Annotated in this window: 22 protein-coding genes and 4 pseudogenes; 12 read left to right on the top strand and 14 right to left on the bottom strand. The window is 42.4% G+C overall.

All coding sequences use genetic code 11. From position 1 onward, the window contains the following. Positions 1-162 precede the first annotated feature (162 nt). From AACL30_RS12090 to AACL30_RS12050, 9 genes are all read right to left on the bottom strand, one after another. On the bottom strand, positions 163-3,417 hold the full coding sequence (locus AACL30_RS12090) for a calcium-binding protein (RefSeq protein ID WP_339056736.1): 3,255 nt from the start codon (positions 3,415-3,417) through the stop codon (positions 163-165). 61 nt (positions 3,418-3,478) lie between these two features. Then, a complete protein-coding gene (istB, locus tag AACL30_RS12085) occupies positions 3,479-4,276 on the bottom strand; it encodes an IS21-like element helper ATPase IstB (protein WP_339058365.1) in 798 nt (265 codons plus the stop codon). Continuing rightward, complete coding sequence (gene istA, locus AACL30_RS12080) at positions 4,273-5,451, bottom strand: IS21 family transposase (protein ID WP_339056344.1); 1,179 nt, start codon at positions 5,449-5,451, stop codon at positions 4,273-4,275. The genes istB and istA overlap by 4 nt, the downstream gene beginning before the upstream one ends. Before the next feature lie 130 nt (positions 5,452-5,581). After that, positions 5,582-5,965, bottom strand: coding sequence for a VOC family protein (locus AACL30_RS12075; protein WP_339056735.1), 384 nt, complete (start codon positions 5,963-5,965; stop codon positions 5,582-5,584). A gap of 165 nt (positions 5,966-6,130) precedes the next feature. After that, complete coding sequence (locus AACL30_RS12070) at positions 6,131-7,240, bottom strand: hypothetical protein (RefSeq protein ID WP_339056734.1); 1,110 nt, start codon at positions 7,238-7,240, stop codon at positions 6,131-6,133. A 29-nt stretch (positions 7,241-7,269) separates the two neighbouring features. Next, the gene (locus tag AACL30_RS12065) at positions 7,270-7,572 is read right to left on the bottom strand and encodes a GNAT family N-acetyltransferase (RefSeq protein ID WP_339056733.1); all 303 of its coding nucleotides are present in this window, start codon (positions 7,570-7,572) and stop codon (positions 7,270-7,272) included. Positions 7,573-7,694: 122 nt separating this feature from the next. Beyond that, positions 7,695-8,564: an aminoglycoside 6-adenylyltransferase gene (locus tag AACL30_RS12060; protein WP_339056732.1), complete on the bottom strand. Its 870-nt coding sequence runs from the start codon at positions 8,562-8,564 to the stop codon at positions 7,695-7,697. Between the two features lie 131 nt (positions 8,565-8,695). Beyond that, the gene (locus AACL30_RS12055; protein ID WP_339056731.1) at positions 8,696-9,199 is read right to left on the bottom strand and encodes a GNAT family N-acetyltransferase; all 504 of its coding nucleotides are present in this window, start codon (positions 9,197-9,199) and stop codon (positions 8,696-8,698) included. After that, positions 9,174-9,443, bottom strand: a complete 270-nt coding sequence (locus AACL30_RS12050; protein ID WP_339056730.1) for a DUF1778 domain-containing protein — start codon at positions 9,441-9,443, stop codon at positions 9,174-9,176. The genes AACL30_RS12055 and AACL30_RS12050 overlap by 26 nt, the downstream gene beginning before the upstream one ends. Positions 9,444-9,783: 340 nt before the next feature. Between AACL30_RS12050 and AACL30_RS12045 the strand changes: the two genes are divergently transcribed. After that, a complete protein-coding gene (locus AACL30_RS12045) occupies positions 9,784-10,050 on the top strand; it encodes a DUF1778 domain-containing protein (protein WP_176487236.1) in 267 nt (88 codons plus the stop codon). Then, positions 10,038-10,538 carry a GNAT family N-acetyltransferase gene (locus tag AACL30_RS12040; protein WP_339056729.1) on the top strand — a complete coding sequence of 167 codons (501 nt, stop codon included), beginning with the start codon at positions 10,038-10,040 and terminating at the stop codon, positions 10,536-10,538. Before AACL30_RS12045 ends, AACL30_RS12040 begins: the two co-directional genes overlap by 13 nt. A 68-nt stretch (positions 10,539-10,606) precedes the next feature. Here AACL30_RS12040 and AACL30_RS12035 read toward each other — a convergent pair whose 3' ends face one another. Together AACL30_RS12035 and tnpA are read right to left on the bottom strand one after the other, a co-directional pair. Then, on the bottom strand, positions 10,607-11,689 hold the full coding sequence (locus AACL30_RS12035) for a YfjI family protein (protein WP_339056728.1): 1,083 nt from the start codon (positions 11,687-11,689) through the stop codon (positions 10,607-10,609). Between the two features lie 116 nt (positions 11,690-11,805). Continuing rightward, complete coding sequence (gene tnpA / locus AACL30_RS12030; protein ID WP_339056727.1) at positions 11,806-12,222, bottom strand: IS200/IS605 family transposase; 417 nt, start codon at positions 12,220-12,222, stop codon at positions 11,806-11,808. Between the two features lie 23 nt (positions 12,223-12,245). On the opposite strand from tnpA, the pseudogene AACL30_RS12025 reads away from it, so the two are divergent. The 6 genes and pseudogenes from AACL30_RS12025 to AACL30_RS12000 form a co-directional block, all read left to right on the top strand. Next, positions 12,246-13,040: pseudogene (locus tag AACL30_RS12025) on the top strand (RNA-guided endonuclease InsQ/TnpB family protein); the annotation flags it as partial. Positions 13,041-13,123: 83 nt separating this feature from the next. Continuing rightward, the gene (locus tag AACL30_RS12020) at positions 13,124-14,269 is read left to right on the top strand and encodes a YopT-type cysteine protease domain-containing protein (protein WP_339056726.1); all 1,146 of its coding nucleotides are present in this window, start codon (positions 13,124-13,126) and stop codon (positions 14,267-14,269) included. Between the two features lie 82 nt (positions 14,270-14,351). Beyond that, positions 14,352-14,468 (top strand): annotated as a pseudogene (locus AACL30_RS12015) (type II toxin-antitoxin system RelE/ParE family toxin); the annotation flags it as partial. An 83-nt stretch (positions 14,469-14,551) separates the two neighbouring features. Next, the gene (locus tag AACL30_RS12010; protein WP_339056725.1) at positions 14,552-14,734 is read left to right on the top strand and encodes a helix-turn-helix transcriptional regulator; all 183 of its coding nucleotides are present in this window, start codon (positions 14,552-14,554) and stop codon (positions 14,732-14,734) included. Positions 14,735-14,993: 259 nt separating this feature from the next. After that, positions 14,994-15,510: pseudogene (locus AACL30_RS12005) on the top strand (J domain-containing protein). 88 nt (positions 15,511-15,598) lie between these two features. Then, entirely contained in the window at positions 15,599-15,907 is a 309-nt protein-coding gene (locus AACL30_RS12000; protein WP_339056724.1) for a hypothetical protein, read from the top strand. Positions 15,908-16,005: 98 nt separating this feature from the next. Here AACL30_RS12000 and AACL30_RS11995 read toward each other — a convergent pair. The 3 genes and pseudogenes from AACL30_RS11995 to AACL30_RS11985 all read right to left on the bottom strand — a co-directional run bounded on the left by AACL30_RS11995 (position 16,006) and on the right by AACL30_RS11985 (position 19,471). Beyond that, positions 16,006-16,769, bottom strand: a protein-coding gene (locus AACL30_RS11995) for an IS5 family transposase (protein WP_422389587.1) whose coding sequence is annotated in 2 segments (ribosomal slippage) — positions 16,006-16,409 and positions 16,409-16,769 — 765 coding nt in all. Because the reading frame shifts where the segments join, the coding sequence is not laid out codon by codon here. A 707-nt stretch (positions 16,770-17,476) separates the two neighbouring features. Beyond that, positions 17,477-18,764 (bottom strand): annotated as a pseudogene (locus tag AACL30_RS11990) (purine-cytosine permease family protein). Continuing rightward, positions 18,761-19,471 carry a helix-turn-helix transcriptional regulator gene (locus tag AACL30_RS11985; RefSeq protein ID WP_339056722.1) on the bottom strand — a complete coding sequence of 237 codons (711 nt, stop codon included), beginning with the start codon at positions 19,469-19,471 and terminating at the stop codon, positions 18,761-18,763. The pseudogene AACL30_RS11990 and the gene AACL30_RS11985 overlap by 4 nt, the downstream one beginning before the upstream one ends. Before the next feature lie 877 nt (positions 19,472-20,348). Between AACL30_RS11985 and AACL30_RS11980 the strand changes: the two genes are divergently transcribed. The 4 genes from AACL30_RS11980 to gntR all read left to right on the top strand — a co-directional run bounded on the left by AACL30_RS11980 (position 20,349) and on the right by gntR (position 23,290). Then, positions 20,349-20,585 (top strand): hypothetical protein, encoded by a 237-nt coding sequence (locus AACL30_RS11980; RefSeq protein WP_339056721.1) that lies wholly within the window; start codon positions 20,349-20,351, stop codon positions 20,583-20,585. A gap of 332 nt (positions 20,586-20,917) precedes the next feature. Next, positions 20,918-21,814 carry a plasmid replication initiator TrfA gene (gene trfA, locus AACL30_RS11975; RefSeq protein ID WP_339056720.1) on the top strand — a complete coding sequence of 299 codons (897 nt, stop codon included), beginning with the start codon at positions 20,918-20,920 and terminating at the stop codon, positions 21,812-21,814. Between the two features lie 72 nt (positions 21,815-21,886). After that, complete coding sequence (locus AACL30_RS11970) at positions 21,887-22,156, top strand: helix-turn-helix transcriptional regulator (RefSeq protein WP_176488775.1); 270 nt, start codon at positions 21,887-21,889, stop codon at positions 22,154-22,156. A 138-nt stretch (positions 22,157-22,294) separates the two neighbouring features. Continuing rightward, on the top strand, positions 22,295-23,290 hold the full coding sequence (gntR, locus tag AACL30_RS11965) for a gluconate operon transcriptional repressor GntR (RefSeq protein ID WP_339056719.1): 996 nt from the start codon (positions 22,295-22,297) through the stop codon (positions 23,288-23,290). The last annotated feature ends 170 nt before the right edge of the window (positions 23,291-23,460 follow it).

Raw genomic sequence — 23,460 nt, 5'->3', positions numbered from 1 at the left:
TTGATAGGTCTTTTACAAGATAATCAAATGGTATACTATTTGAGACGGCACAAAAAGTGCAGTTAAACAACTATCAGATATCATTGATCTTAATGAATCCTTGGGGTTTGGATTAAGTAAAGTAACCAAAACCCCAGATCAAGAGGGATCAGGCTAGATCCATTAATGTGATGACAACGGATTTGCTGCTAAATTTGGGTCACGGGTGAATAGACTCGGATTCACAGATGACGTAGCTTCCCGTTCAGACGAAGGGAATGAAGGGATCATCTGCACTAATCGCGCGATATCATCACCGCGCATTTCATCTCTGCCCATCTTTATTTTCTCAATTTGAAAAGCAGATGATTTGAAGTAGTGCTTAACGGTTATCCTGTCGGTATCCTTGGCAAGGAATGTAATTTGCAAGTCGTTTCCTGCTCTTTTAAACCGCAAATCATTGTGGGTTATCCCTTCATCAAAGAGCAAAGTATCATGGCCGCCTGCATCATTAATCAGATCATCACCATCCCCCTGGCCATAACGATAGGTATCATCCCCTTCACCGCCCATCAGCTGATCATTGCCGGTACCGCCTAGCAGAATATCGTTTCCGACATCACTAAACAGTTGATCATCGCCTTCCCCTCCTTCGAGGGTTTTTCTGCCTGATCGACTGGCTATTAATATATCGTTGCCCGCATCGCCATATAACCTGCGATCACATTCGCTGCTATCAAAAACCGTGTCGTCACCGGCCAGTGCATGGAAACTCCCTTCTGCCAGGATGATGGCGCCCGATAACAGAATACTGTCATCGCGCTCCGTTGCCTGAATTTCACTTTGTTTCTGACCAAGATAAGCCTGACCCTGTTCATCCACATCCAAAGTGTAGGAACCCCCCCGTTTATCCACCACCGTGATATGACGGTAACGCGCGTCGAGCATAAAGTTGCGCAGACCAATTTTAAATTGACCCAAGGCCGGGCTGGCGTGACTTAACACAATATCGTTACCTACCTGGCTGATTTTACTGATTTGCTCAATCGCTACCGGCAAGATCAACCAATCTGACTGGGGATTGGGGTGAGGATCCTCATTATCGATCCAGATCATTCTGGGCGTGTCACCTTGGTTTTCGTCAAGATGGATAATGTAGCTATCAGTACCGCCTTTTCCCTGCAACTGGTCATTTCCCCGGCGGCTATGTAACTGATTATTGGCATTGTCGCCCACCAAATAATCATTAAAAGGCGTATCTTCCGCCACCAATTGCATAAAGGTCGGCAGCGATAGTGTGGCACCCGCGACCGTAATTTTTCCCTGGCCATTATTCTGCGCCAAGCGAATAGGGCTATCTGCCGGTTGCGGAGCCTTAAAGAAATTCAGGCTGCTGGCTCGGTGATCATGTGCAATGCTGTATTGCGCGTTAAAAATCGGCGAAAACGACCCATTGCCCTCATCATCTTGCGCGATACTGTCTGGCCATCCCGAGAGCAATAATACCCCGTCACGGGTTGACAGCAGGTAGCGGTTAGCTAAGGTGAGATATTTGCTGTTTTCATTATTACGCTGGTAAGCGTCCTTTAATAACAGCGTGGTGTGTGTGCCATTGTTATTGCGCAGCCTGATCGCGACCTTTACCGGGTATCTCTCATCTCCATCGCCCCCTGAAATGATACGAATAGATTCTATCTGATCGACATGATGACTGAGCATGATATTACTCACTTCTCCTGCCAATTCACTGTCACTTAATGAGATTTCGACGTCTTTTTCTTGTGAATTTTGCAAAATACAGTAAGTATCTATGCCAGTGCCGCCATTGGCCTCCCCTGCCGCCAATGTCAATACATCATCTCCTCCCAGGCCAAACAGCTTGTCTTCCCCTCCTTGACCATCAAGCTGATTGTTATCCTCATTTCCTATCAGCACATCATGGGTTTCACGATGTCCGATAACATGCTCAATATTAAAAACCTCAGCGACCAGACCTGTTATGCCTCGATAGCGGATCTCACCCCGTTTAAGATCGATGAGATAACCGTAAGCGGCCAGCGGTTTGCCACGGGCAACCAGCGTGTCGTGCTCTTTTGTCGGAGAAAAGGGGGCATTTGAATCGCTGGCTAATGCACTGCCGCCATCCAGTCGACTCGGATTAGCAGGCATCGCCGTGCAGTCCAGATAGAAAATATCCGATAATCGGCCGCCGGTATAATTTTTTCTCCCCGCGCCGATATTAATATTAAAACTATTTCTTTTGTTGCGATGACCGATAGCGATATCGTCACCGTCACCGAGATCAAACAGAGCCACCATCTCTTCACTGTCAGCGAGCGCCTCCTGTGGAGGATGGGCTAAAACCGCTTTTCTGACGGTGCTGGCCGGGGAAAGCGGCGCATTGGCATCAACGAAATCATTGATACCATAAAGCTGAGTTGGGATAAAACTTACGCTATCTTTATACGTAAAACCGCCATTAAGCACCAAATAATAAGGTGTCGCATTTTGTAGAAGACCTACCACGCTAAGATCCAGCTCTCTTTTAACGTATTCCTTCAGATGGAAATCACCCCGACTGTAATAGTAACTCTCGAGCCGTTGTAAGGGAGAAGCTTGTTTCAGCAATGTATCCGCATATTTTTCTAATAACTTGTCATATTCTTGACGTATTGCTGGCTTCTCTACCTGTTCTGTCCACCGTCTCTGCACCTCGGGTGTCAAATTTTCCCCTAAAAATAGCCGCCAACCATTCTCCCAGCTTTCAATGGTCGTCAGTGTGATATGTCGCTTGATGGCTTCAATCTGGCGCACGGCGGAATAAATTTGAGCACTGGCGATAATCGCCGCGCCCAGCGCAAGACCCAAGGGGCCTGCAACCACAGCGGCGGTTCCGCCAATGGCAAAGGCAATATTCACCCCGATGCCAACCGCCGCTCCCAGCACCGAAAGTGAGCCATTCACCATCAGATCTTGCCGAATTTCGGGATCAGTGGTCTGCGCCAATTGGGAAAATGATCGGTAAGCATTGTAAATGTCAAAGCCGCTCGCCAATACACCTAACGCAGGCGCGCCCATTCTGGCGAATTTGCTCCCCGCATTGAAGCTAATCTGCCCGAGGCGAGAGCCTAATATCTCCAGTCCCACGGTTGCCCGACTCGCGCCCAGCCTGCTAGCAAGAAAAGGCGCAAAGGGTCTGAGGCCACATTGTGCAATCTCGATAACCGGCGTAGGTCCTGTACGCGCCAGATAGCCCCCCAATTTAGCCAGGCCGTATTGGCTACCATCAATCAAAAAGTTAGATGTCAGTGAGGCGATAGCGAAATTGCGTTCAAAGCGTAAATCCCGCTTTTCTTCCTGGGTCAAATCAGTGCGATTGAGCAGCCGGTTATAGTTAATCAGATCCTGTATCCCGCGGGTGTAGCCATAACCTTGCATCAGCCTGTCAACGCTACTTTAGATTGACCACTTTTTGCTACTTTAAAATGTCCAGTTTTTGCTAATTTTCCTGTTGGGTTTCTATTCCAGGCGCCTGGATAATATCAGTCGTTTTTATAGGCAACATGCCTGCTTTGCGTTTATTTTTGAGTCGATAGCTTTCTCCTTTAATATTCAATGTGGTTGAATGATGTAAAAGCCTGTCTAAAATCGCAGTTGCTAAAATGTGATCACCGAATACGTCCCCCCAATCAGTAAAACTTTTATTTGATGTGAGAATGATGCTCGCCTTTTCATAACGACGGCTCAATAACCTGAAAAATAGGCTAGCTTCTTCGCGATTCATCGGTAAATACCCGATTTCATCCAGTATTAATACCCTGGCATAGCACAGTTGCTGAAGTTGGCGTTCCAGACGGTTTTCTTGCTTTGCCTTCATTAAGGTACAGCAGAGTCTATCCAGAGGCATAAACAATACCCGATGCCCAGCTGTAGCTGCCTTGACAGCCAGCGCTATCGCCAAATGCGTTTTCCCTACCCCAGGTGGGCCTAACAAAATGACGTTTTCATGATGTTCGACAAACCTCAGCCCCGCCAGCTCGCGGATAATTTTCCTGTCTATACTTGGTTGGAAAGTAAAGTCAAATTGCTCCAAGGTTTTTATCCACGGCAAACGTGCTTGTTTTAACCGCGATTCCAAGCCTTTTTGGTGACGCCCGTTCCATTCCTGGGCTAATGCCTGCTGGAGAAATTCACGGTAGTTCAGTGCTTTCTTGGTGGCTTCTTCACATAAACTCTCCAACGCATCGCCCAGGTAATCCATTTTTAACCGTATCAACAAGTTTTCCATTTCCATCAGAGTAGCTCCTCATACACACTGAGCGAACGAGACGCTACTCGATTGACCTGTTGCCAAAGGGCTTGATGATGTTCTGGCACCTTTTGCCAGCCCTGCGTTACCTCCTGCAAGAGATGCGTCGCGAGCAGTTGCTCATCGCCGTAAATACGTAGCGTATTATCTAAACCGATACGAATATTAACCGCACGACCACACCAGAATGAAGGCACGCTATAGCGATTACCTCTGACATCGATATAGCTGTCCCATGCCACTTGTCGTAGGTCGAAGTAGCTGGTATCGAAATCAGTCGCAGGGAGTGGCATCAAGGCTATTTTTTCCTCAGCAAAACGATTTTCCGGTGTCTGCTTGAATTGACGAAGATGACGCTGGTCTGCCACTTTCGCCAGCCACATCGCTAGCAGTTGATTAACATGAGCGAAACTCTCAAACTGACGGTAGCGAGTGAAAAAATTGTGTTTAACATAGCCCACCATCCGTTCGGTTTTGCCTTTCGTTTGCGGTCGATAAGGCTTACAGGCGCGAGGGCTAAACCCATAGTGATTAGCCAGTTGCAGGAAGCCCGCATTGAACTCGATGTGGCCATTTTGTCCATGTTTGATAACAGCGGCTTTTTGGTTATCTACCAAGACATTTTTTACGCTGCCACCGAAGTAATTGAAGCTGCGAACCAGCGATTCATACGTGTGCTCAGCATCTTGCTTAGGGGCAGCAAAGACATGAAAGCGACGCGAAAAACCGAGCGTATTAACGGCAAAATTAACCGTACAGGCAGAGCCTGCCACCTCAACGATGATTTCTCCCCAATCGTGTTGAAGTTGATAACCGGGGAGGGTTTCAAAGCGTACCGTGTTTTTCGAGGCCCTGAGCGGACGTTTGGGATGTATATAACGTCGGAGCATCGCACTCCCACCCCGGTAGCCTTTTTCACGGATTTCCTCAAAAATAACCGCCGCATTCCAAACCTGTTCACTCAACCTTGAATCGATGTAGTCTTTAAAGGGCTCGAGTTTAGCAACCTGTTTTTTACCGCGTTTTGCTGTTGGCGGCGCAGGATAGCTAATGTGCCGTCTCACCGTTTTTTCTGAACACCCTATCTGATGGGCAATATCAACAATAAATGCCCCCTGTTGATGGCGTTGTTTTATCATGTAGTGGTCCTCTCTTCTTAGCATGCTTATTTCCCTCATGGCTTTGTCACCACAAAGGAAACTGCATTCTGGCTTGAGTGGACAAATTAAATTAGCAATTTACGGTCTTTTATCATTAGCGCTGACAGGTTGCAACAGTGGCTACGAAATCGACCTAATCCAAGTCTACGGGAGATACTCGAATAATATGACCATCGGGGTCTTTAACCAGGAAAGTACGACCAAAGACTTCATTGTAGGGTTTCTTCACAATATTAATGTTGTCGTTCTTTTCCCATTTCTCAAAGAGGCGATCTACATCTTCGTTAGATGGCAAGAGAATGCCGATCTCAGAGAACCGAGGAGTAGCAATCTCTGGGGTTGTTCCACCTGTCCAAACGGTAAACAGTGCTTTACCGCTGTCGTCAGCGGCAAATGTCACATAGCGTGGGCTCGAAAACACGGGATCAGCATTGAAAATAGTTTTGTAGAATGCTACCGAACGTTCGATATCCGATACGTAAACAAGCTGAAGGTTGGGTTTAGGGGATACTGTCACTATGTACTCCTCTTCAAGGGTGGGAATAAGCTGTTGTAATGTGAATATCAGCCGAAGTTGGCTCGATTAAAGCCGCTAACACTGCTATTTGCAACAGTGCCGATTCAACCAGTAAATGTAACCCTAAAATTATTATTTATGCATAAAAGGTCATAACCTATTAATTTACAGAGTGTTCCTTGAACGGTTCTGCTTATCTAACCATCCGACCACATAAGCACGATATTCATCAAACCATTCATCTACCTGCATCCCACCAAGATCTGTATTGACATTTGACCAATGAGGGCCTCGTTTAAAAAGCCAATTAAGAAATAGACTGAAAAATCCGTTTTTGCCAAAACCCTCTATTTTTGCAGCAAAATAAGCATCATCAGAAAAGGCACTATGCTGGACATGAGGGATCCATACAGTCGCATTTTGGATTTTGTTCAACTGATCGGCAACATCTTCCTGGTATTGCATCATCCCTCTGATGAACAGGACAGGTTTGCCAAATGGATTAGGCGGTACACCGACACGCCCAAAAACTTCGCGTTCGGTAATTTTTGAATCTATATCTACAATTGCTTTAATTCTGGGGTCGGTAAATCCCATAATATGTGCCACATTTGCCCCTAAGCTACGACCCATAAGGATGACTTTATCAGGATCCAATGTCGAGCTGATCCCTCCCAACGTTTTTAAATTATCTAAAACATAAGCAATGTCGTTGATATATCCTTCAATGACTTCATCGTCGTAAGCGTAACGATAGTCCCGGTTCCTTGAAACATTCCATGCATCTTTAAAAGTCGGAGCAATTTTGCTGCCGTCAGGAAATTTCACAAAATTAGTCACATAAGATTGATCCATCGCAAGAACGGCATATCCTTGTGAAGCAAGTTCTTCGTACAAAACAGTTTCTCTCTGCCGTTCTTCACCACGACCAGGGATAGCGATAATCAGTGGGAATTGTTGAGATATGATGGGCACGGCGTTGGGTTTAGCAAAAGAGATGACCTTTTCCCCCTCTACTATGCCCTCTTCAAGAGTGCCTGGCATATAAGGATAAGCCCCTGAATGACACATAGCGGGGTAAAAAAATTGTACCATCCAACGTCTTGTTTCATTTCCTCTCAGCATTAGACGCAAAGGATCCTGCAGCTCTATCGCTTGCGTACCAACAGAGTAGATACCCGTTGGCTTAGGAAGGGTGAGTTCTTTAGCATACAGGGAGAGAATATTGAAAAGTAAGCTCATCAAAATAGTGCAAAGTATCACAAAAAATTTCATGCTGACCTCAAAATAACCTTTTCTCCATTTTAAAATCGGAAAACGTGTTGTTGAGACAGGAACTGGAAGCCTTTCTTTTCGAAAAATGGCCTTGCAGTAATGCTGGCTTCAGTAAACAGCAGTAAAACACCATTGTTAGCAGCATCTTGTTCAGTGGCAGCCAGAAGTAAAGAAGCCACTCCCTTACCCTGGTAAGCCGGATGTACAAACAACATATCAAGATGACCTTCAGGTCCGAGACTCGTAAACCCAATTATTGTTTTTTCGAGTACAGCCACCCACGTTAGCTGACCGAGGCGGCGTTGAGCAAACACCTGGCGATCAATATTCAACCAGCGATTTGTTCGGTATCGTAGTCTCTGGATGCGACATATCGTACAGCACCTGTAAATACATCAATGACATCATCAAGATCAGTTGGCTGATATGTGCGCAATAATAGATCGGTATATTTTCAGCGTATCACCTCCGGATGCTGCGATAAAAGCTTCCGATTAAGCGTTTTTATACGGTTTTCGCATTCCTGTGGGTAGCAGAGGCCGGTATATTCCGCAACTTCCCGACCAAGCCGCCCATATAGCTGTATCGTTGCCTCAAATGCGCGTTGTGCATCAGTCGCGTCAAACTGCCCAAAAGTTTCCTGCAGCTCAATCCACGTTTGTGGGGCAACCCATTCATGCATACGTAAACCGTTATGCCAGATATCTACAGGTTTAGGGCTGCAGGCAATGGCATGCCATTCCAGCATACACAACAAGAGCTCTTTCATCGTATTATCACGTAGCTTAACCATCCAGAGTTCACCGCGGGCAAGATACTTAGGAATATGAAAGGCTTCAAACCAGAATTCTTCAACCGAGGTTCTGAATGAATATTGTGATGGCAGAGTCCTGCCGGGAAAGCCATATGATGTTGCTGGTAGTCCCGCGGTTATCGCCGTTTTGTCGAGCAGGATACGATAACCACGTTCATAAAGTTCACAGAGCTTTCCTTCGTCAGCCATACCGCGAACACGCTCAATGCCAGCCAGTGTGAAATCAACTTTCACACCATCGCGATAAATGGCGAGGCGGGTTGCCCATTCCTGATCACTATTAGGATCGAGGCGCAGCACAGTAATCAGCTCGCCAATTTTATTCATCCATTGGTCATCGTTCATCAGGACTTCAGGGTTGGATGTGATGATTTCGATATCAATGTCTGAAAGAATATCCGCAGAATTATCATTCCTTGCCAGGGAGCCGGTTTGAATCAATGCCTGTACACCGTCGGCGTTCTTCGCCCATTTGACAATCGCTTCCAGATCCTCATCTTGAGACTTCATCTGATATCCTTGGATTTTCCGCATGTCCAGCCAAAACTAGCAATGACTGATATTTTAGATTTTTGCGTCAGGGCACAAGTTCCGGAGTCTTAGGCCTAAAAGTGGAAATTAATTCACAGTGGTACTCCAATTCATGTACCAAGTGATAGATAAAGGGTCATCGGGTGATCACGGCAGGAGGTAAATCCGTAATGCTCATAGAACGCTTTGGCTCGTTCTCCCTTTGCACCGACCACCAAAGCATATGCAGCTACCTGTTTCTTCGCCTCTAAACAACGCTCAACGGCACACCCAATGAGGAGTCGTCCCAAGCCACGCCTGCGATGGGCAGAATGTGTCGCTAAACGTCCTAGGCGAAAGCACGGCACTGGGTAACGCGGTAGTTTTCGCTGTGTACGTTCATCCATTTGAATCACATCGATTTGAGCGGCGCTCAAACTGTAGTAACCCAATATGCTCTCAGGTACGTCAGTGTCGACCAACACACGTACTACGGCAATACCTTTTTTGCTTTGTTGTACGGCGAAACGATGAATATATTCGTCAAGCTCAGCAACGCCGCAGGTAAAGGATTGGCGGTTATGACGATGTGGATCGAGTAATTGATCTTCAAGCACGAGAAACCTTTTGCGCAATACTTATTGCGTTTTGCAACGCGGCATTAGGTGAAAATGCCACATTAAGCGCTGACGTGAATGCCTGGAAATCTTGATCTGACATCGTGATGCGGGATTCTCTATCTAACAGTTCGCGCGCTTTTTCTTTGGCGGCGGCTCGTACAAATGCAGCCATCGTGGTGCCTACTAAAGCCGCAGCGCGAGAAACAACCTTTTTTTCATTGATATCCATTTTTAAATCAAATCGGGCAGTGGTAGACATACTAACCTCCTAAAATACGGCAAATTTACGTATACGGAAATATACCGTATAGATAAACAGCAAACAAGTGTCACTTAGGATTTTCATGGTCAATTTTCAGTTCCTTGCGGCTGATGGTAAGCGGGATTGGTGATCCTATGCCTGGCTAGATAGTTGATAGTTACCTAAAAGGAAAGCACTTAGTGGTTTTCCGATGCCACGTGAAACGATAAAATTAAGGTATTCATTTTTTGTTTGTTCTTTCACTGAAATTTAAATAGATGTGAATTAATTTTAATTTGCGTCTATCCATTGGTTACATTAAAATGTGTATCTATTAGATATACACGAGGCGTTTGTTATGTACAGAACAGCACCGATCAACATGCGTGTTAAGCCCAGCCAGCATGCATTATTAACCAAAGCCGCTGCGCTCCTTCATAAGGATAGAAGTGCTTTTATTCTGGATGTTGCCTGCCGAGAAGCAGAAAATATCCTCTTGGATCAGCGTCTTTTCTGTTTGAATGAAGAGAAATTTAAGGCATTCGAAGCCGCGCTAGTTACTCCTCTCGCTAGCAACGCCAAGCTTAAGGCGTTATTAACGGAGCTATCACCTTGGGAAAAATAACGGCTCCAGTACTGCTCAGTGCTGAGTACGATACAACCTCATTTAATAGTGGGGTGCTTTCTCTGGATGAATGGCTTATCAAGCGTGCATTGAAAAACCAGAACACCGGAGCCAGCCGGACTTTTGTCATTTGTGAGAATAACAGGGTAGCAGGTTACTATGCCCTCGCGACCGGTAGTGTTGAACGATGGGTCGTGCAAAATTCAATCGCTCGAAATATGCCTGATCCAATACCTGTCATTGTGTTGGGAAGATTAGCTATTGATAGGCAATATCAACGGCGGCGGTTGGGTGCTGCCTTGCTCAAAGACGCTATGTTGCGAACGTTATCTGTTGCTCAAAGTGTGGGTGTTAGATGTCTATTGGTGCATGCTATTTCAGAGGAAGCCAAGAAATTTTATCTAAACTATGGCTTCCTAGTATCACCTATCGAACCCATGACTTTAATTTTGCCCATCCAGCATATCAAAGGCTATTTTACAGAGTAGTATTATTGATATAGCCAGCTGCACGGGTTATCACAGATGTTCACCAGTCAGTCAAAATAGGGGATTAGCTAGCACCATGACGCCATTGCCTGCGGGTTGATTGTAATTACTGTCTTGCCACCCTCTTTTTGTATTCTGATCCAATGATGTTCAATCAACATGTTTAATGCATGGTTACGTTGATCTTTGTCGCGTACGGGACTGGACTGCTGAATTGTCCGAGGGGTAGTTTGTTGCAATCCTTTGGATAGTAGCCATTGCATGAGCATTTTAGCATCTTGATGACGGGTATTAGCGGATGTTGGCGCAAGTAATCGTTTTGCTTCCTGCAAGTGCCAGTTAACGATTTCAATAGCTTGTTCGGTATGCACAAGACTAATATCACCGACAGCACCTTCAAATAAATGGAAAAGGGCGGCTAGACGCGCGGCATTTTCCGCCGTTTTACTGGCAAAATCTTTTACATCAACCCACAGTCCTTCGTTTTTAAGCCCCATCTCAAGGCTGTTGAAAAAAAGGATCCACTTTTGTTTGGCCTGTCGACTAAAAAATAATGTTGGGATAGGGTGACAACCTTGGCGGGTCAGCTTCTTTGTTTGATTCAGGCAAGCTGTAAGGTGTTTTTCATACTCTGCCATATATTTTCTAGATTCAGGCGGCTCCTGATAAAATCGGCTGCCCATGGCGCTTTCGGGATAGGCGAGTAGGCAGCGCGCTAAAAAACCACTTTGTCTGCCAATCCCCTTAGCCTGATTGGCGAGTTTTTGTAATAGGATCGGCTGCATCATCAAATTTAAGGTGAGTCGACGATGTTCAAGTGTATAGTCATCGCTGGTTTTGCGATGAGCAGTGAATGATTTGCCGTCCCACAGTTGATTTAATAGTGCGATAAATCGTAATGGATTTCCTTGCATGCTGTGGCTACCTAGAACAATCCCAGCCTCGTTACTCCAAAGGGAAGCGCTTGGCCAACCATCCGATAGGTTAAAAGCCAGTGCTTCCTGAGTTGCATCCTCGAAATAAAGCCTAGGTTGCAGAGGGATTTCTGGTTCTTGTCGCATTAGGTTACTCAGTAGTAACTTTAAATATTCAGTGTTATCGCCCGTGATCATCGAGCGTTTGATTTGCGTTAATAATCCTTCTTTTTCCATTGACCAGGCATAATGCAAGGATTTTGCGGTTGATACGGCGGGAGCACGTTGCTTTCTTACCCCATGTGCCGTAAAGCCTCGTCGTTCAGGGCGAGGATATAAGGCACGGTTTTCTCCTAACTTGGTGTTTTCTGTTGTTCAATGTATTGCCTGATGATGGATATTGGTGCCCCTCCACAGCTGCTAGCAAAATAGCTTGGTGTCCATAGAGCGCCTTTGTAGTAGTATCGCTCGGCAATATCTGGACGATCTCGGCGCAGTAGCCTGCTGGATACCCCCTTAAGACTGTTAACCAGACTGGATACCGGGAGCTTGGGTGGATAGTTGATCAGCAAGTGAACGTGATCTCGCTCACCGTCCATCTCAACCAATTCAACATCAAAGTCAATGCATACGCTGGTGAAATAGCCTCGCAGTTTCTCAATAGCATCCTGATCAAATATGTTGCGTCGATACTTGGCAACAAACACCAAATGAACATGCATAATGAAAGAGCAGTGTCTTCCTCGACGAATATTAATTTTTTTTGTCATAGACCAAGAGTATAATTTGCAGTATGAAACGACTGCAAGCCTTTAAATTCCAGTTAAGACCAAATGGTCAGCAAGAGCGCGATATGTGGCGCTTCGCTGGAGCCTGTCGTTTTGTGTTCAATAAATCATTGGCCTTGCAGAACGAAAACCATGAAACGGGGAATAAATATGTTCCTTACGCCAAAATGACCGCATGGCTGGTTGAATGGAAAAATTCACCTGAAACGCGATGGTTGAAAGCAACACCATCTCAACCCTTGCAACAATCACTCAAAGCTCTGGAGCGAGCATACAAAAATTTCTTCCATAAAAGGACTTCATTTCCTCGCTTTAAAAAGCGGGGTCAAAGTGATAGATTCCGCTACCCGCAAGGTGTGAAACTTGATCAGGAAAACAGCCGTATCTCTTTGCCTAAACTTGGCTGGATAAACTATCGCAACAGCCGCCAGGTTATGGGTGAGGTTAAAAACGTGACTGTCAGTCAGTCATGCGGCAAATGGTACGTCAGTATTCAGACCGAATATGAGGTTTCCGAACCGGTTCACCCCTCAACGTCGATGATTGGGTTGGATGCAGGTATAGCAAAGTTAGCGACATTGTCAGATGGCACTATTTTTAAACCTGTAAACAGCTTTAAATCGAACCAGAAAAAGCTCGCCAAACTCCAGCGTAAAATGAGTAAGAAGGTGAAATTCAGCAACAACTGGAAAAAGGTCAAAAGCAAAGTCCAAAATCTGCATTCCCGCATCGGTAATATCCGCCGCGATTACCTTCATAAAGTTAGCATGACAATCAGCAAAAACCACGCAATGATCGTCAAAAATAAGCGTTTTCTGAAAGAATTATCATGGCATTATCTTTACGCTTCTTTACTGAAAATTAATTAAATTGGAATATAAGAATGATATATCCTCCACCGCTTCCAGATCCATTGAAAGAGTACTACAAAAGAAATGATAAACTATTTGGAGAAGATTTTCATGCTAAATTAAATAACATTTATCATAAAAATCATACAGGAAAAAAGGAGGTTGTGATATCTAGCGAAGAACGTTATTTTTCTGAAAACAGTCTAGAAAGCTGTTATAAGATTCACAATTCACCCGCTGTTTTAGAACATAAAAAGATTGTGGAAAGCGATTTCCCTCAATCTTTTTTATTACATTTAGTTCCAAATTTTATTGAATCATTATTGTATAAAGGAAACAGCTCAGGCTTCATTGTATTCAATCAAGTTCGATATTCGGACGATATAAAAAAAGAAAAATATATTATAAACAACAAGGAACCTATAATTTTTATGCACAAAAATGGGTTGTGTTACGGATTAGCATTTGCCTGGTTAGTGAGACAAGGAAATGATAGCAGTAATGATTTTTTTGAATATATTAAAACAGAATCAGGCTATGATGAAATCTGTTATGTACATAAAATACAAAAAAGTAAAAATGATATTAAAAAACGAGAAGAAAAAATTAAAAAACGAGAAGAAGGAATTAAAGAATGCGAAGAAAAAATTAAAGAATTCGAAGAAGAAATTAAAAAAGAGCCAAAAAGTACAATCTATCAATTTTTCATAGATGTAAAAAAAGATATTATAAATAGCAGAGAAAATACTATAAAAATAAATAAAGATATGATAAATGCCAACGAATTTATTATAAATATCCGCATAAATAATTTTGGCTATTACGATATAGATAATGGAGATAAAAAAATATATGTTTATACAATCAATGACTATGTAAATGACATGACAGGTAAAAAACATCGGTGTAGAGAATTAGCTATCAATATATTCCCAACAAATGATGGTCGATATCATATTAGATACAATAATAATCATACGATAGCTCTGTTTATTGATAATAAAACCAACAAATTTAAATTGTTTGACGCCAATTATGGTGAGTATTCGTTTTTTACTCTTACCGACATGAAGAACCACTTCAACCAATTTTATCGAGCTAAAGGGGAAATAACAAACATTTTCGCCTACCAGGTTATACCAGAGCCAGATCTGACTGCAGCTACCGCAACGGCTTAAAGTGTAATATAGACCTAGCGCCCCGGAACTTGTGCCCTGACGCAAAAATCTAAAAGATTTAAAGCTATGATTAGCTAAAAAGCTTGATATGTTAGCCGCTGCACACAGTGAACGAGATTTGTTTATTCCAACCAGTAATTATTACAAACGCCTCTCTGGACAGCTCGATGGTTTGTCCAGCATAAGAGTCAATATTTAATGGCGGTTAATGTTTCGGTGGAAAGAGGGATATGCTGAAAACATCTACCTTGATCCTCATCAAGATACCTAGTAGGGGGATTTATGCTTGATACCACTACCCGTGAACCCACCACTGTGGGTGAAATTTTGCAGGAAGAATTTTTAACCTCGCTGGGGATAAGTCAGGAAGAATTAGCAGGCATTATGGGAGTTACCCGCGCAACGGTTAACCGGTTGTGTAAGGGACGGTCGTTTAACCGTAGAGAAAGAGACATTGTTTCCTGAATTGTTCGAGACAACCCCTGAGTTTTGGTTAAACCTCCAAGCTGCTCATGATCGTTGAAAAGCGCGTGAAACCCTTCAAAAACGTCCCCCAATGCGGCCAATTATGGAAATGCTGGGACGGCGTATCTCACACGCATGATCCTGCTCAAATAAAAAAGAGTAATAAAATCTTGTATTACTGACAATGGTCAGTATAATAAACAGAAGGGAGTGGAATTATCCACTACCAACCAAAGCCCCCACGGGCAGGAGATTTAAAATGAATGTACAAGAATCCCTAAACGTTTTTGGTTTATCCGGTGAATTGACCGAGCAGGACATTAAAACGACCTATAAAAAAATGGCACTGAAATATCATCCAGAGCGTAACCCTTTAGGTGACGAAATGATGAAAGCCGTTAATGCTGCTTTTGATTTTTTGATCGCGAACATCGACAAAATCAACCAGTTTCAGAGTAATGACGAAAGCGCCCGTTACAACTACGGCGAGGAATTGGAAAATGTATTAAATATCCTTTCTTGTCTGGCGGGCGTGATTTATGAGATCATTGGTAACTGGGTTTGGATAAACGGTGAAACCCACGAACACAAAGACACCTTAAAAGAAATGGGCTGTAAGTTGGGCAGTAAAGAAAAAACAGTGGTTTTACCGCCCAGAAGAGCATAAAAGCCGCTTTAACCGCAAAGAGCATACGCTAGAAGAAATACGGGAAATGTATGGAACGGACGGACGCCACAAAGCGAAAGGCTGGAAGAAAGTAGAAGCCAGAGCATAACCAGAACGGGGGCGAAAGCCCCCTTAAACTATTATCCGGTATGCCGTAAAACCTCGGCCTTTAAGGCGGGGAGGATGTCAAAAATAATATGAGTTCATCAAATGAAATGTATATTAGAAAAGGTATTGGAAACAGAACATATTGCGTAACCTGTCAAAAAATGGATGATGGATGTTTATTAAAATTTGAGAAAAAAATAAAAATACGGTCAAAGAAAAAAATAGCAGACGAATCGAAATCCACCACAAGGCAAGTTGTTTTTAATAAAATAATAAAAACACAATCGATTGGTTCGATAAATCATGATGATATTTTTTCGTCATTATCGCCTGTAGAAAAAGATATATTCATTAATATCATTAAAGAAATGACAGATGGTTACAACAATGAAAAGTGAGTTATCAACGCCAGAAGAAATTAAACGTTTGCGTGTTAAAGCAAGGTTAACACAAAAAGAAACTGCTGACCTGTTTGGTATCTCACTATATAGTGTCGTCATGAGATCTTGAGCCATAGAGCAAGGCATCGTATTTGTACAGCAGCGAGAAAAGAGGAGGTATTTTTTGCATAACGAGTAGCAATACCTCGCCAGCGCTTTAGGTGCAGAAAAGCATTTTCCACGAGATGTCGATGCTTGTAGAGCGCTTTATCGTACTCACGTTGAATTTTACGATTCTTTTTAGGTGGTATTACGATTTGCATGCCGGCTTCTTCTGCTTTTTTAATGATGTTATCACTGTCATAGCCCTTGTCAGCCAACAGATATTCTGCTGCAATACCTTTGGTTAAATTCGTTGCTTGCTGACAATCTGCTGTGGTACCTGATGTAATAAAAATTCTGACCGGCATACCATGCGCATCCACGGCCAGATGTATCTTACTGTTGAGCCCCCTTTTGTGCGCTCCATATCCTGATTACCGCCTTTTGCGCCTGCTGCATGAGGGTGAACTTTGCTATGAGTGGCATCAATCATCAGCCATTCAAAATCTGGCTCCACAATCAGCGCTTCGAGCAGAGACTCCCATAGCCCCTTGTCACGCCAGCGGCAAAACCGGCGATGAGTATTTTTCCAACCGCCATAATCAGGCGGTAAATCACGCCAGGGAGCGCCGGTTCTCAATATCCAGAAAACAGCATTAATAAACTGCCTGTTATCTCTGGCTATGCCACCCCAAGTGCCTTTTCTCCCCGGGAGATGAGCTTCCAATAGGCTCCAAACATGATCGGATATATCGTGGCGGCGATGGGCTAAATTCATTCCCGAATCATCTTTCATTATTGAATCATCTCAACAGTTGTCGTTATTTGTTACATGATAATATATTTTTTATTACGTGACGACACTACTTAAGATGAGGTGACGAAATTTCCGGCGGTTCCAGCGACAGATATTGATGGCTGCTGAAGTCTAGCTGCGCCTATCTTTGCTAAATCAATTTTAAAGCCCCATAAGCGCCCAAGCGTGACTTTAACGTTTAAATCTTCAGTCTGGTATGGATAATAAGTTTACGGCGCTTACAGGTGCCTTAGAGAGAAGATTATCGCGGCATTGAATGGATGTTTACCCCTGTTAAGTTTCTTAATCTGTTGCAATTTAAAAAATTTCTAGCAAAACGAATTTGTTAGATTGGTAACGCTCGCCGCAAGAATGGCCTGAGCAAAGCGAAGGCCGTTCGAGGAAACGGAATATCATTTGATGCTGAAAAGGAACTTGGTCACTCTTTGAATAAAATATAAGCATTTGGTTTGTGATTACACGTTGTTTAGAGTGAAAAAGATCCACCCGGATATTTTCCGCGTCCGCGGATTAAAAAAGATTAGCGGGAAAGGTTGAATTATATTTTTTTTAAAATCATGTGGTTATATTATTATTTTTTAGGATCGCGCTACTCGCTATACCCCTATTGGTATCCGTTATCCCCCCTATTGTGGTTTGCGTATTAGCAATGCGGTGATTATTGAAAATTACGATCTTATGATACGAAATGGAGCGCTCAAGCGTTCGAGAATACCGTAGGTAACAGCGGCCATAAGAAATGAATTCAGTGAGGGGATACCCCATTCAACCGTCAATCCAACAAAACTACCAGCAAGCCAAGCAATAATCGCTGACCACCCTATTAATAACGTAGAAGCCGTAGTGGGTAGATTTCCTTTAGCACGAGTAGTATCAAGCAGTACACGGCTCGTGCGTAAAATGTAATAGTCAATCAACATCACTCCCCCAATAGGAGGGAAAAGGACGCCCAACAGAATAAGGAAATCGGTAAATTTATCTAATATACCGAACACAGAAAGCACGGTACTGATGGCGCCAAATGCCAATGTTATCCAGGTATAGCGCCATTTTTTACCTGTGATACCTTCGACAACATTTGTGACTGCCAATGAAGTGGTATATAAAATCACGTCATTCACTTTAACCGAAGAAAGAATGATCGTCAGTAATCCAATCCAGCCCGCGCTCTGTGTCATAATTGTAACAACATCCGGGGTATTAAGTGTGTGAGCAACTAATATTGCTACACCATTAACGATGAATTCACCGATAATAATCGTCGCGGTGATCATCCAGAATACATCCCGCTGACCACGACAATAACGGCTAATATCTGGAGTAATAATCGCTCCAACAATATAGCTCCCCGCTACGGCAGTGGCAGCAGCACCCAGGGTTAGTGGGGTACCCATTGGTGCAGCAGCAATCAGATCAACCAGATTATGCCCTTTCAATATATCGAATAAAATCCAACCAATGACCAGAAAAAATAGCGGAACCGTGATTTTGGCCGTCCAGCTTAATGCCCGAAATCCAAAAGCGACTAATACGGTAAGGGATAGACCAGATAGTGCTGCCGCCATGCCAAAATTAAGCTGTTCATTAGTTGCGTACACTAATCCTTTAGCCAGGATCGAGTTTTGCATACACAACCAGCCTACAGTGCTAACAATGATAGCGCACCCAATCAACACTGAACCAAAACGGCCAAACCCACACCAACGGGATAATAAGCTGGTTGATAATCCTTCACGCGCGCCAGCTATCCCCATAAACAGACCAACAAACTCAAGAATAAGACTCCCCAGCAACGTAGCTAGCATAGGTATGTCCCAACGTCGCTCCTAGCATAAATTGGGACAGGGCGGATATTCCACCGACACGGATTAATATAATATTGAAAAGATTAGAACGAGCATGAAGGGGGACACGACCGAAAGCATAATCGTCGGTGATAGGGTTGTTTCTTCTCAAAGGGGTTCGGGGTGAGTAACCCCCTCAAAATGAATGCTCAGTTGGGGGATGAATTTTTTTGGAAGGTAACGGTGATAATTTTTTTCTTCGCAAAAACATTTAAACTCGTCAGAGTTCTTAACCCCGGCTTTTGTATAGAGTAGTTGCAGACGATTTTCTATTGTTCTACGAGAAAGGTTCAGCCTCTCACCTATAGCGCTACATTTCATACCTTGTAGTCTGAAAAAAATCACTTCGCATTCTTTTTCATCAAAAAAACCATCGGGATTTCTCAACAATAATGAACCTGGCATCGATCCTTTTACATAACTGTCTAAAGAACAAACCTCGAGAGTTTTAACATAACCAACAACCCCAATACACTCCTGTTTATCATTGAAATACGGATATTTTCTTACAACGTAGGGATAATCAACAGCTTTAGGGTAAAGTTCCAGTGTGACCAGATCTTTTTTAGTTTTGAATACCTTTCTATCTTGTTCTTTAAATGATTCAGCCCCTAACTCTGCTAACGTCGATTCGACTTCATGATCAATTTTACCGACCATATCCGAGCTAGATTTTAAACTGTTTAAACGAATCAACGCTGGATTGGCATAGACGAAACGGGATTCAAGGTTTTTAATACCCCAAGGCTCTGGTACTTGGTCAAGTATTAATTTTAATTCATTCGGAATAGTGATTTCAGGAATCGTTTCATAGTTCATAATTAATTTTTCATCCTTCTATCGTAGATAGTAAGTTTTAATAAAAAACAAACCGTTAAATAAGCTAATACCAAGCGCTAACGATTCATCGCTCTTTAATAGCTATATTATACCGTACTATTTACTCAGGGTGGGATCCCACTCATTAATTAATCAATATCAGATTATAAAACGAACAATTTGTGCATATTAATTAAACAAATAAGAAAATTTTGTCTGCGAAATGCTTAAATATCAATCTTGTTGATGACAAAAAATACAAAGTGGAATCCCGCCCTGACTATTTACTTACCATTAGTATAGAGTATTTTTTACTTAATCCATCAACTACGTAAGTAAGATAGTTGATGGACTTGTTTTTTATCCTATCGATTTTAAAGCCACATAAACCACTTAGCGTTAATTTAAGGTTGAAGCCGTAGTTAGGTATGGGTAAGTCAAAGAAAGCATCTCTATGGCCGTTCTAGAGACTTTAGAAGGGCATCATAGTATCTATCTCTGTATTGATTGATTTTTTGATGAGATTTTTTCTAATTTCCAAAAAAATTCTAATGAAAATGATTTTGTTAGATCTGTAACGCTCGCCGCAAGAATGGCTTGAGCAAAGCGAAGGCCGTTCGAGGAAGCGGAATATCATCTGATTCTGAAAAAGAACTCGGTCACTCTTTGACTAAAAGATGAGCACTTGGTTTGTGTTTGTAATTACAGGTTGTTTAGTGTGAAAAAGATCCACTCGAAGATTTTTCGCGCGCGCGGATTAAAAAAGATTATTTTCTTTTGATTATAAAAGATTAGTGAAAAAATTAACTTCTAATATTTTTCTTTTAAATCAATAAATTATTCCATTATTTTTTTGTGCTTTGGTATCCGCTATGCCGTGCTTTGGTATCCGCTATGCCGTGCCTTGGTATCCGCTATGCCGTGCCTTGGTATCCGCTATGCCGTGCTTGGTATCCGCTATGCCGTGCCTTGGTATCCGCTATGCCGTGCCTTGGTATCCGCTATGCCGTGCTTTGGTATCCGCTATGCCGTGCTTGGTATCCGCTATGCCGTGCCTTGGTATCCGCTATGCTGTGTCACATTAACTAATTTAATCTTAATTATAACTTATTGAAATTATTGTTATATATATAATATCGGTTTGATTTAATAGAAATAAAAAAGCGGGTATTGTTTTTTAGATCGGAGGTGCTATATTGAATGGAGTGAATTTTATTCAATTGACTAATGAATTTAACGCAGGCGGAAAAAGGGCTTAAACTTTCTCCACCGGCTGACCACTACAACCTAGACAGAGGCTGATATGGCTAAGATTGATCGTAACTCATTACGAGTGTTTTACCAATGCTCCCTTTCATTTTATTCCCTTCTTGTTTGTTTTGATTCTATTTTTTCAAGTGTTTATTTGAAAAATCTCATTAAATTTTTTAATGGGAGAAACAAGTGATGCTCAAAAATATTCAAGATTTGATGAAGCTCGGGTTAGAAAATCTTGAAAAAAAACAAGCTGATGGATTAAATGATCTTGAAGCTCACAAAGCATTCATTGAGGCATCTCTAGCGAAAGAAAAAAGGCGAAATACGCCCAAAAATGAAATGATTGAAAGTAAAACAACAGGTTCTCTACTGCCTTCTTGTTCGAATAATGTTTTTATACTTCCTAATGCTATTTTGCGGTGCTCTTTGTTCGGCATAGTTGCAAAAGGGAAGAGGTGTTATGAGAAAAAAAGTCTCAAAGCTGCTGTTAAAGGTATTACGGTTAAGTTTACTGGTGAACAACTTGATCAAGCCGATCTTGATGTCTGGGCAGAGTGTATTCATCGTTGCCGAGGTTATGAATTAGGAGAAAAAATCCGTTTTTCTTCACATTCTTTTCTCAAAGCAATTCGGCGCAGTACAGGTAACTCTCAGCATGAATGGTTGAAATCTTGTTTACTCCGGTTGTCAGCTTGTGTATTGGAGCTTGGTGATGGACGTTTTTTCTATGTGGGGCACCTTCTTCAGGAATGGTATCGAGATGAAAAAACTGGAGAATATATTGTTGTAATTAATCCAAAAATTGCAGTGTTTTTTTCAGTCGACATGTGGACAGGAATTTTAGCGGAACAGCGAGCAAAATTGAAAAATAAACCGTTAGCAAAGTGGTTACATGCCTTTTACAGTACGCACGATAAGCCATTTGAATACAAAGTAGAAACATTAATGAATTTATGTGGTAGTGAAGTTTTTGCGGTGAAGACCTTTAAGCAAAAACTTAAAAAATCCCTTGTCGATCTCTCTGATGTGACAGGTTGGGAGTGTTCGATAGATAAAAATGATTTGGTACAAGTAAAAAAGAATTAATATTGGCGCTGCTTGCAGGAGTTAGCCGCTCCCGCATGCAGCTAATCACATAAACCTATTCTGGAGGTCTATATGACTGCGTTTGATCCTACCCAATTTATCCAGTTTCACAAGGTTTTTTCGGAACTTTCCGTTGCGCAAAGTGAAACGGTGCTGCTATTTGCAATAGGGATTCCCTATGAAGACATAGCGGATTTTCGTCATATTTCGGTGAAAAGTGTGAGAAGACATCTCCATGAATCAATGAAGAAATTATCTATTTTTTCCCTAAATTCACTACGTTCTGTAATTATTATTCGTTTATTTTTATTCACATTTAACGGTATTTCAGCTGGTCAGTGATGCTGTGACTGCCAGTGTTTTCTAAACACGGAAAATACCGGTGGGTTTAGTGACAATATAACGGGGGCGTTGTTCATCGGTAGCGTTTTTTGTTAGCATAATCCCTCTTTTCTATTTTCTGTTTTTTTATGGATAACCATGAAAAAGAAAAAGCCGGTATTGCAAGATATTGCTGACATGATCGGGATCAGTAAGATGACAGTGAGTCGTTATCTATGTGATCCACGCCGAGTTTCAGAGCGCTTACAAGTCAAAATTGCTACCGCTTTAAATGAATTCGGCTATATTCCCAATCGGGCTCCAGGTATTTTGTCTAACTCTACCAGTCGTGCTATCGGTGTATTATTACCTTCACTGACCAACCAAGTATTTTCTGAAGTTCTGCGTGGTATTGAAAGTATTACTGATAAACACCATTACCAAACCATGTTGGCACATTATGGCTATCAGCCAAAATTGGAAGAGGAAAGGTTAACCTCATTGCTTTCTTACAGCATTGACGGCTTAATTTTATCGGAACGCACGCATACAGAGCGTACACTGAAAATGATAAAGGTCGCTGGGATACCTGTGGTTGAAGTCATGGATTCTGTTTCACCGTGCATCGATATGGCAGTAGGTTTTGATAATTTTAAAGCGGCCTATCAAATGACCAAACGCATGATCACACGTGGATACTGTAATACAGTCTACTTAGGTGCACGTCAGGATGAGCGTACGCTGATAAAACAACAGGGATATGAACGGGCGATGTGTGATAATCATTTACAGCCAAAGAGTGTCCTTGTTGCGTCTCCTTCTTCCTACTCGATAGGTTGTCAATTATTGGATAAAACTTTGAAAGTTCATCCGAAAACAAACGGTATTTTCTGTACGAATGACGATCTGGCTATTGGTGCGATGTTTGAGTGTCAGCGGCGGGGTTTAGCCATTCCTAAGGATATGGCTATTGCTGGTTTCCATGGACATGATATTGGTCAGGTTATGAAACCACGGTTAGCGAGCGTATTAACACCTCGTGAGTGTATTGGTCGAATGGCTGCTAAATGTTTGCTGGAACGTTTACACAATAAAATGTCTTCTTCTAAGCAAATTGATGTGGGCTTTTCTGTTATTGATGGGGAAAGTATCTAGCGATGATACGTAATAAAGAGTATTAAATACTTGGTTTTTTGTTTTGATAAGTGGTAGTTTGAGTAATAAGTGAACCTTACTCTGTTTAAAAGGTGAAGCATAGAGTTAAAAAATAGAGGGTGATATCATGAAAACAAAAGCTAATCTGATGAAAAATATGATATTAATAT

The organism is Candidatus Regiella endosymbiont of Tuberolachnus salignus (genome assembly GCF_964020115.1).
Taxonomy (GTDB): Bacteria; Pseudomonadota; Gammaproteobacteria; order Enterobacterales; family Enterobacteriaceae; genus Regiella; species Regiella insecticola.
This window is presented reverse-complemented; position numbering and strand designations above follow the sequence as displayed.

Bases quoted from the DNA above. Each gene is read 5' to 3' on its own strand.
- AACL30_RS12090 (WP_339056736.1), bottom strand. From the start codon at position 3,417: ATGCAAGGTTATGGCTACACCCGCGGGATACAGGATCTGATTAACTAT.
- istA (WP_339056344.1), bottom strand. From the start codon at position 5,451: ATGCTAAGAAGAGAGGACCACTACATGATAAAACAACGCCATCAACAG.
- AACL30_RS12070 (WP_339056734.1), bottom strand. From the start codon at position 7,240: ATGAAATTTTTTGTGATACTTTGCACTATTTTGATGAGCTTACTTTTC.
- AACL30_RS12060 (WP_339056732.1), bottom strand. From the start codon at position 8,564: ATGAAGTCTCAAGATGAGGATCTGGAAGCGATTGTCAAATGGGCGAAG.
- AACL30_RS12050 (WP_339056730.1), bottom strand. From the start codon at position 9,443: ATGTCTACCACTGCCCGATTTGATTTAAAAATGGATATCAATGAAAAA.
- AACL30_RS12045 (WP_176487236.1), top strand. From the start codon at position 9,784: ATGTACAGAACAGCACCGATCAACATGCGTGTTAAGCCCAGCCAGCAT.
- AACL30_RS12035 (WP_339056728.1), bottom strand. From the start codon at position 11,689: ATGGAAAAAGAAGGATTATTAACGCAAATCAAACGCTCGATGATCACG.
- tnpA (WP_339056727.1), bottom strand. From the start codon at position 12,222: ATGACAAAAAAAATTAATATTCGTCGAGGAAGACACTGCTCTTTCATT.
- AACL30_RS12020 (WP_339056726.1), top strand. From the start codon at position 13,124: ATGATATATCCTCCACCGCTTCCAGATCCATTGAAAGAGTACTACAAA.
- AACL30_RS12010 (WP_339056725.1), top strand. From the start codon at position 14,552: ATGCTTGATACCACTACCCGTGAACCCACCACTGTGGGTGAAATTTTG.
- AACL30_RS12000 (WP_339056724.1), top strand. From the start codon at position 15,599: ATGAGTTCATCAAATGAAATGTATATTAGAAAAGGTATTGGAAACAGA.
- AACL30_RS11985 (WP_339056722.1), bottom strand. From the start codon at position 19,471: ATGAACTATGAAACGATTCCTGAAATCACTATTCCGAATGAATTAAAA.
- trfA (WP_339056720.1), top strand. From the start codon at position 20,918: ATGCTCAAAAATATTCAAGATTTGATGAAGCTCGGGTTAGAAAATCTT.
- AACL30_RS11970 (WP_176488775.1), top strand. From the start codon at position 21,887: ATGACTGCGTTTGATCCTACCCAATTTATCCAGTTTCACAAGGTTTTT.
- gntR (WP_339056719.1), top strand. From the start codon at position 22,295: ATGAAAAAGAAAAAGCCGGTATTGCAAGATATTGCTGACATGATCGGG.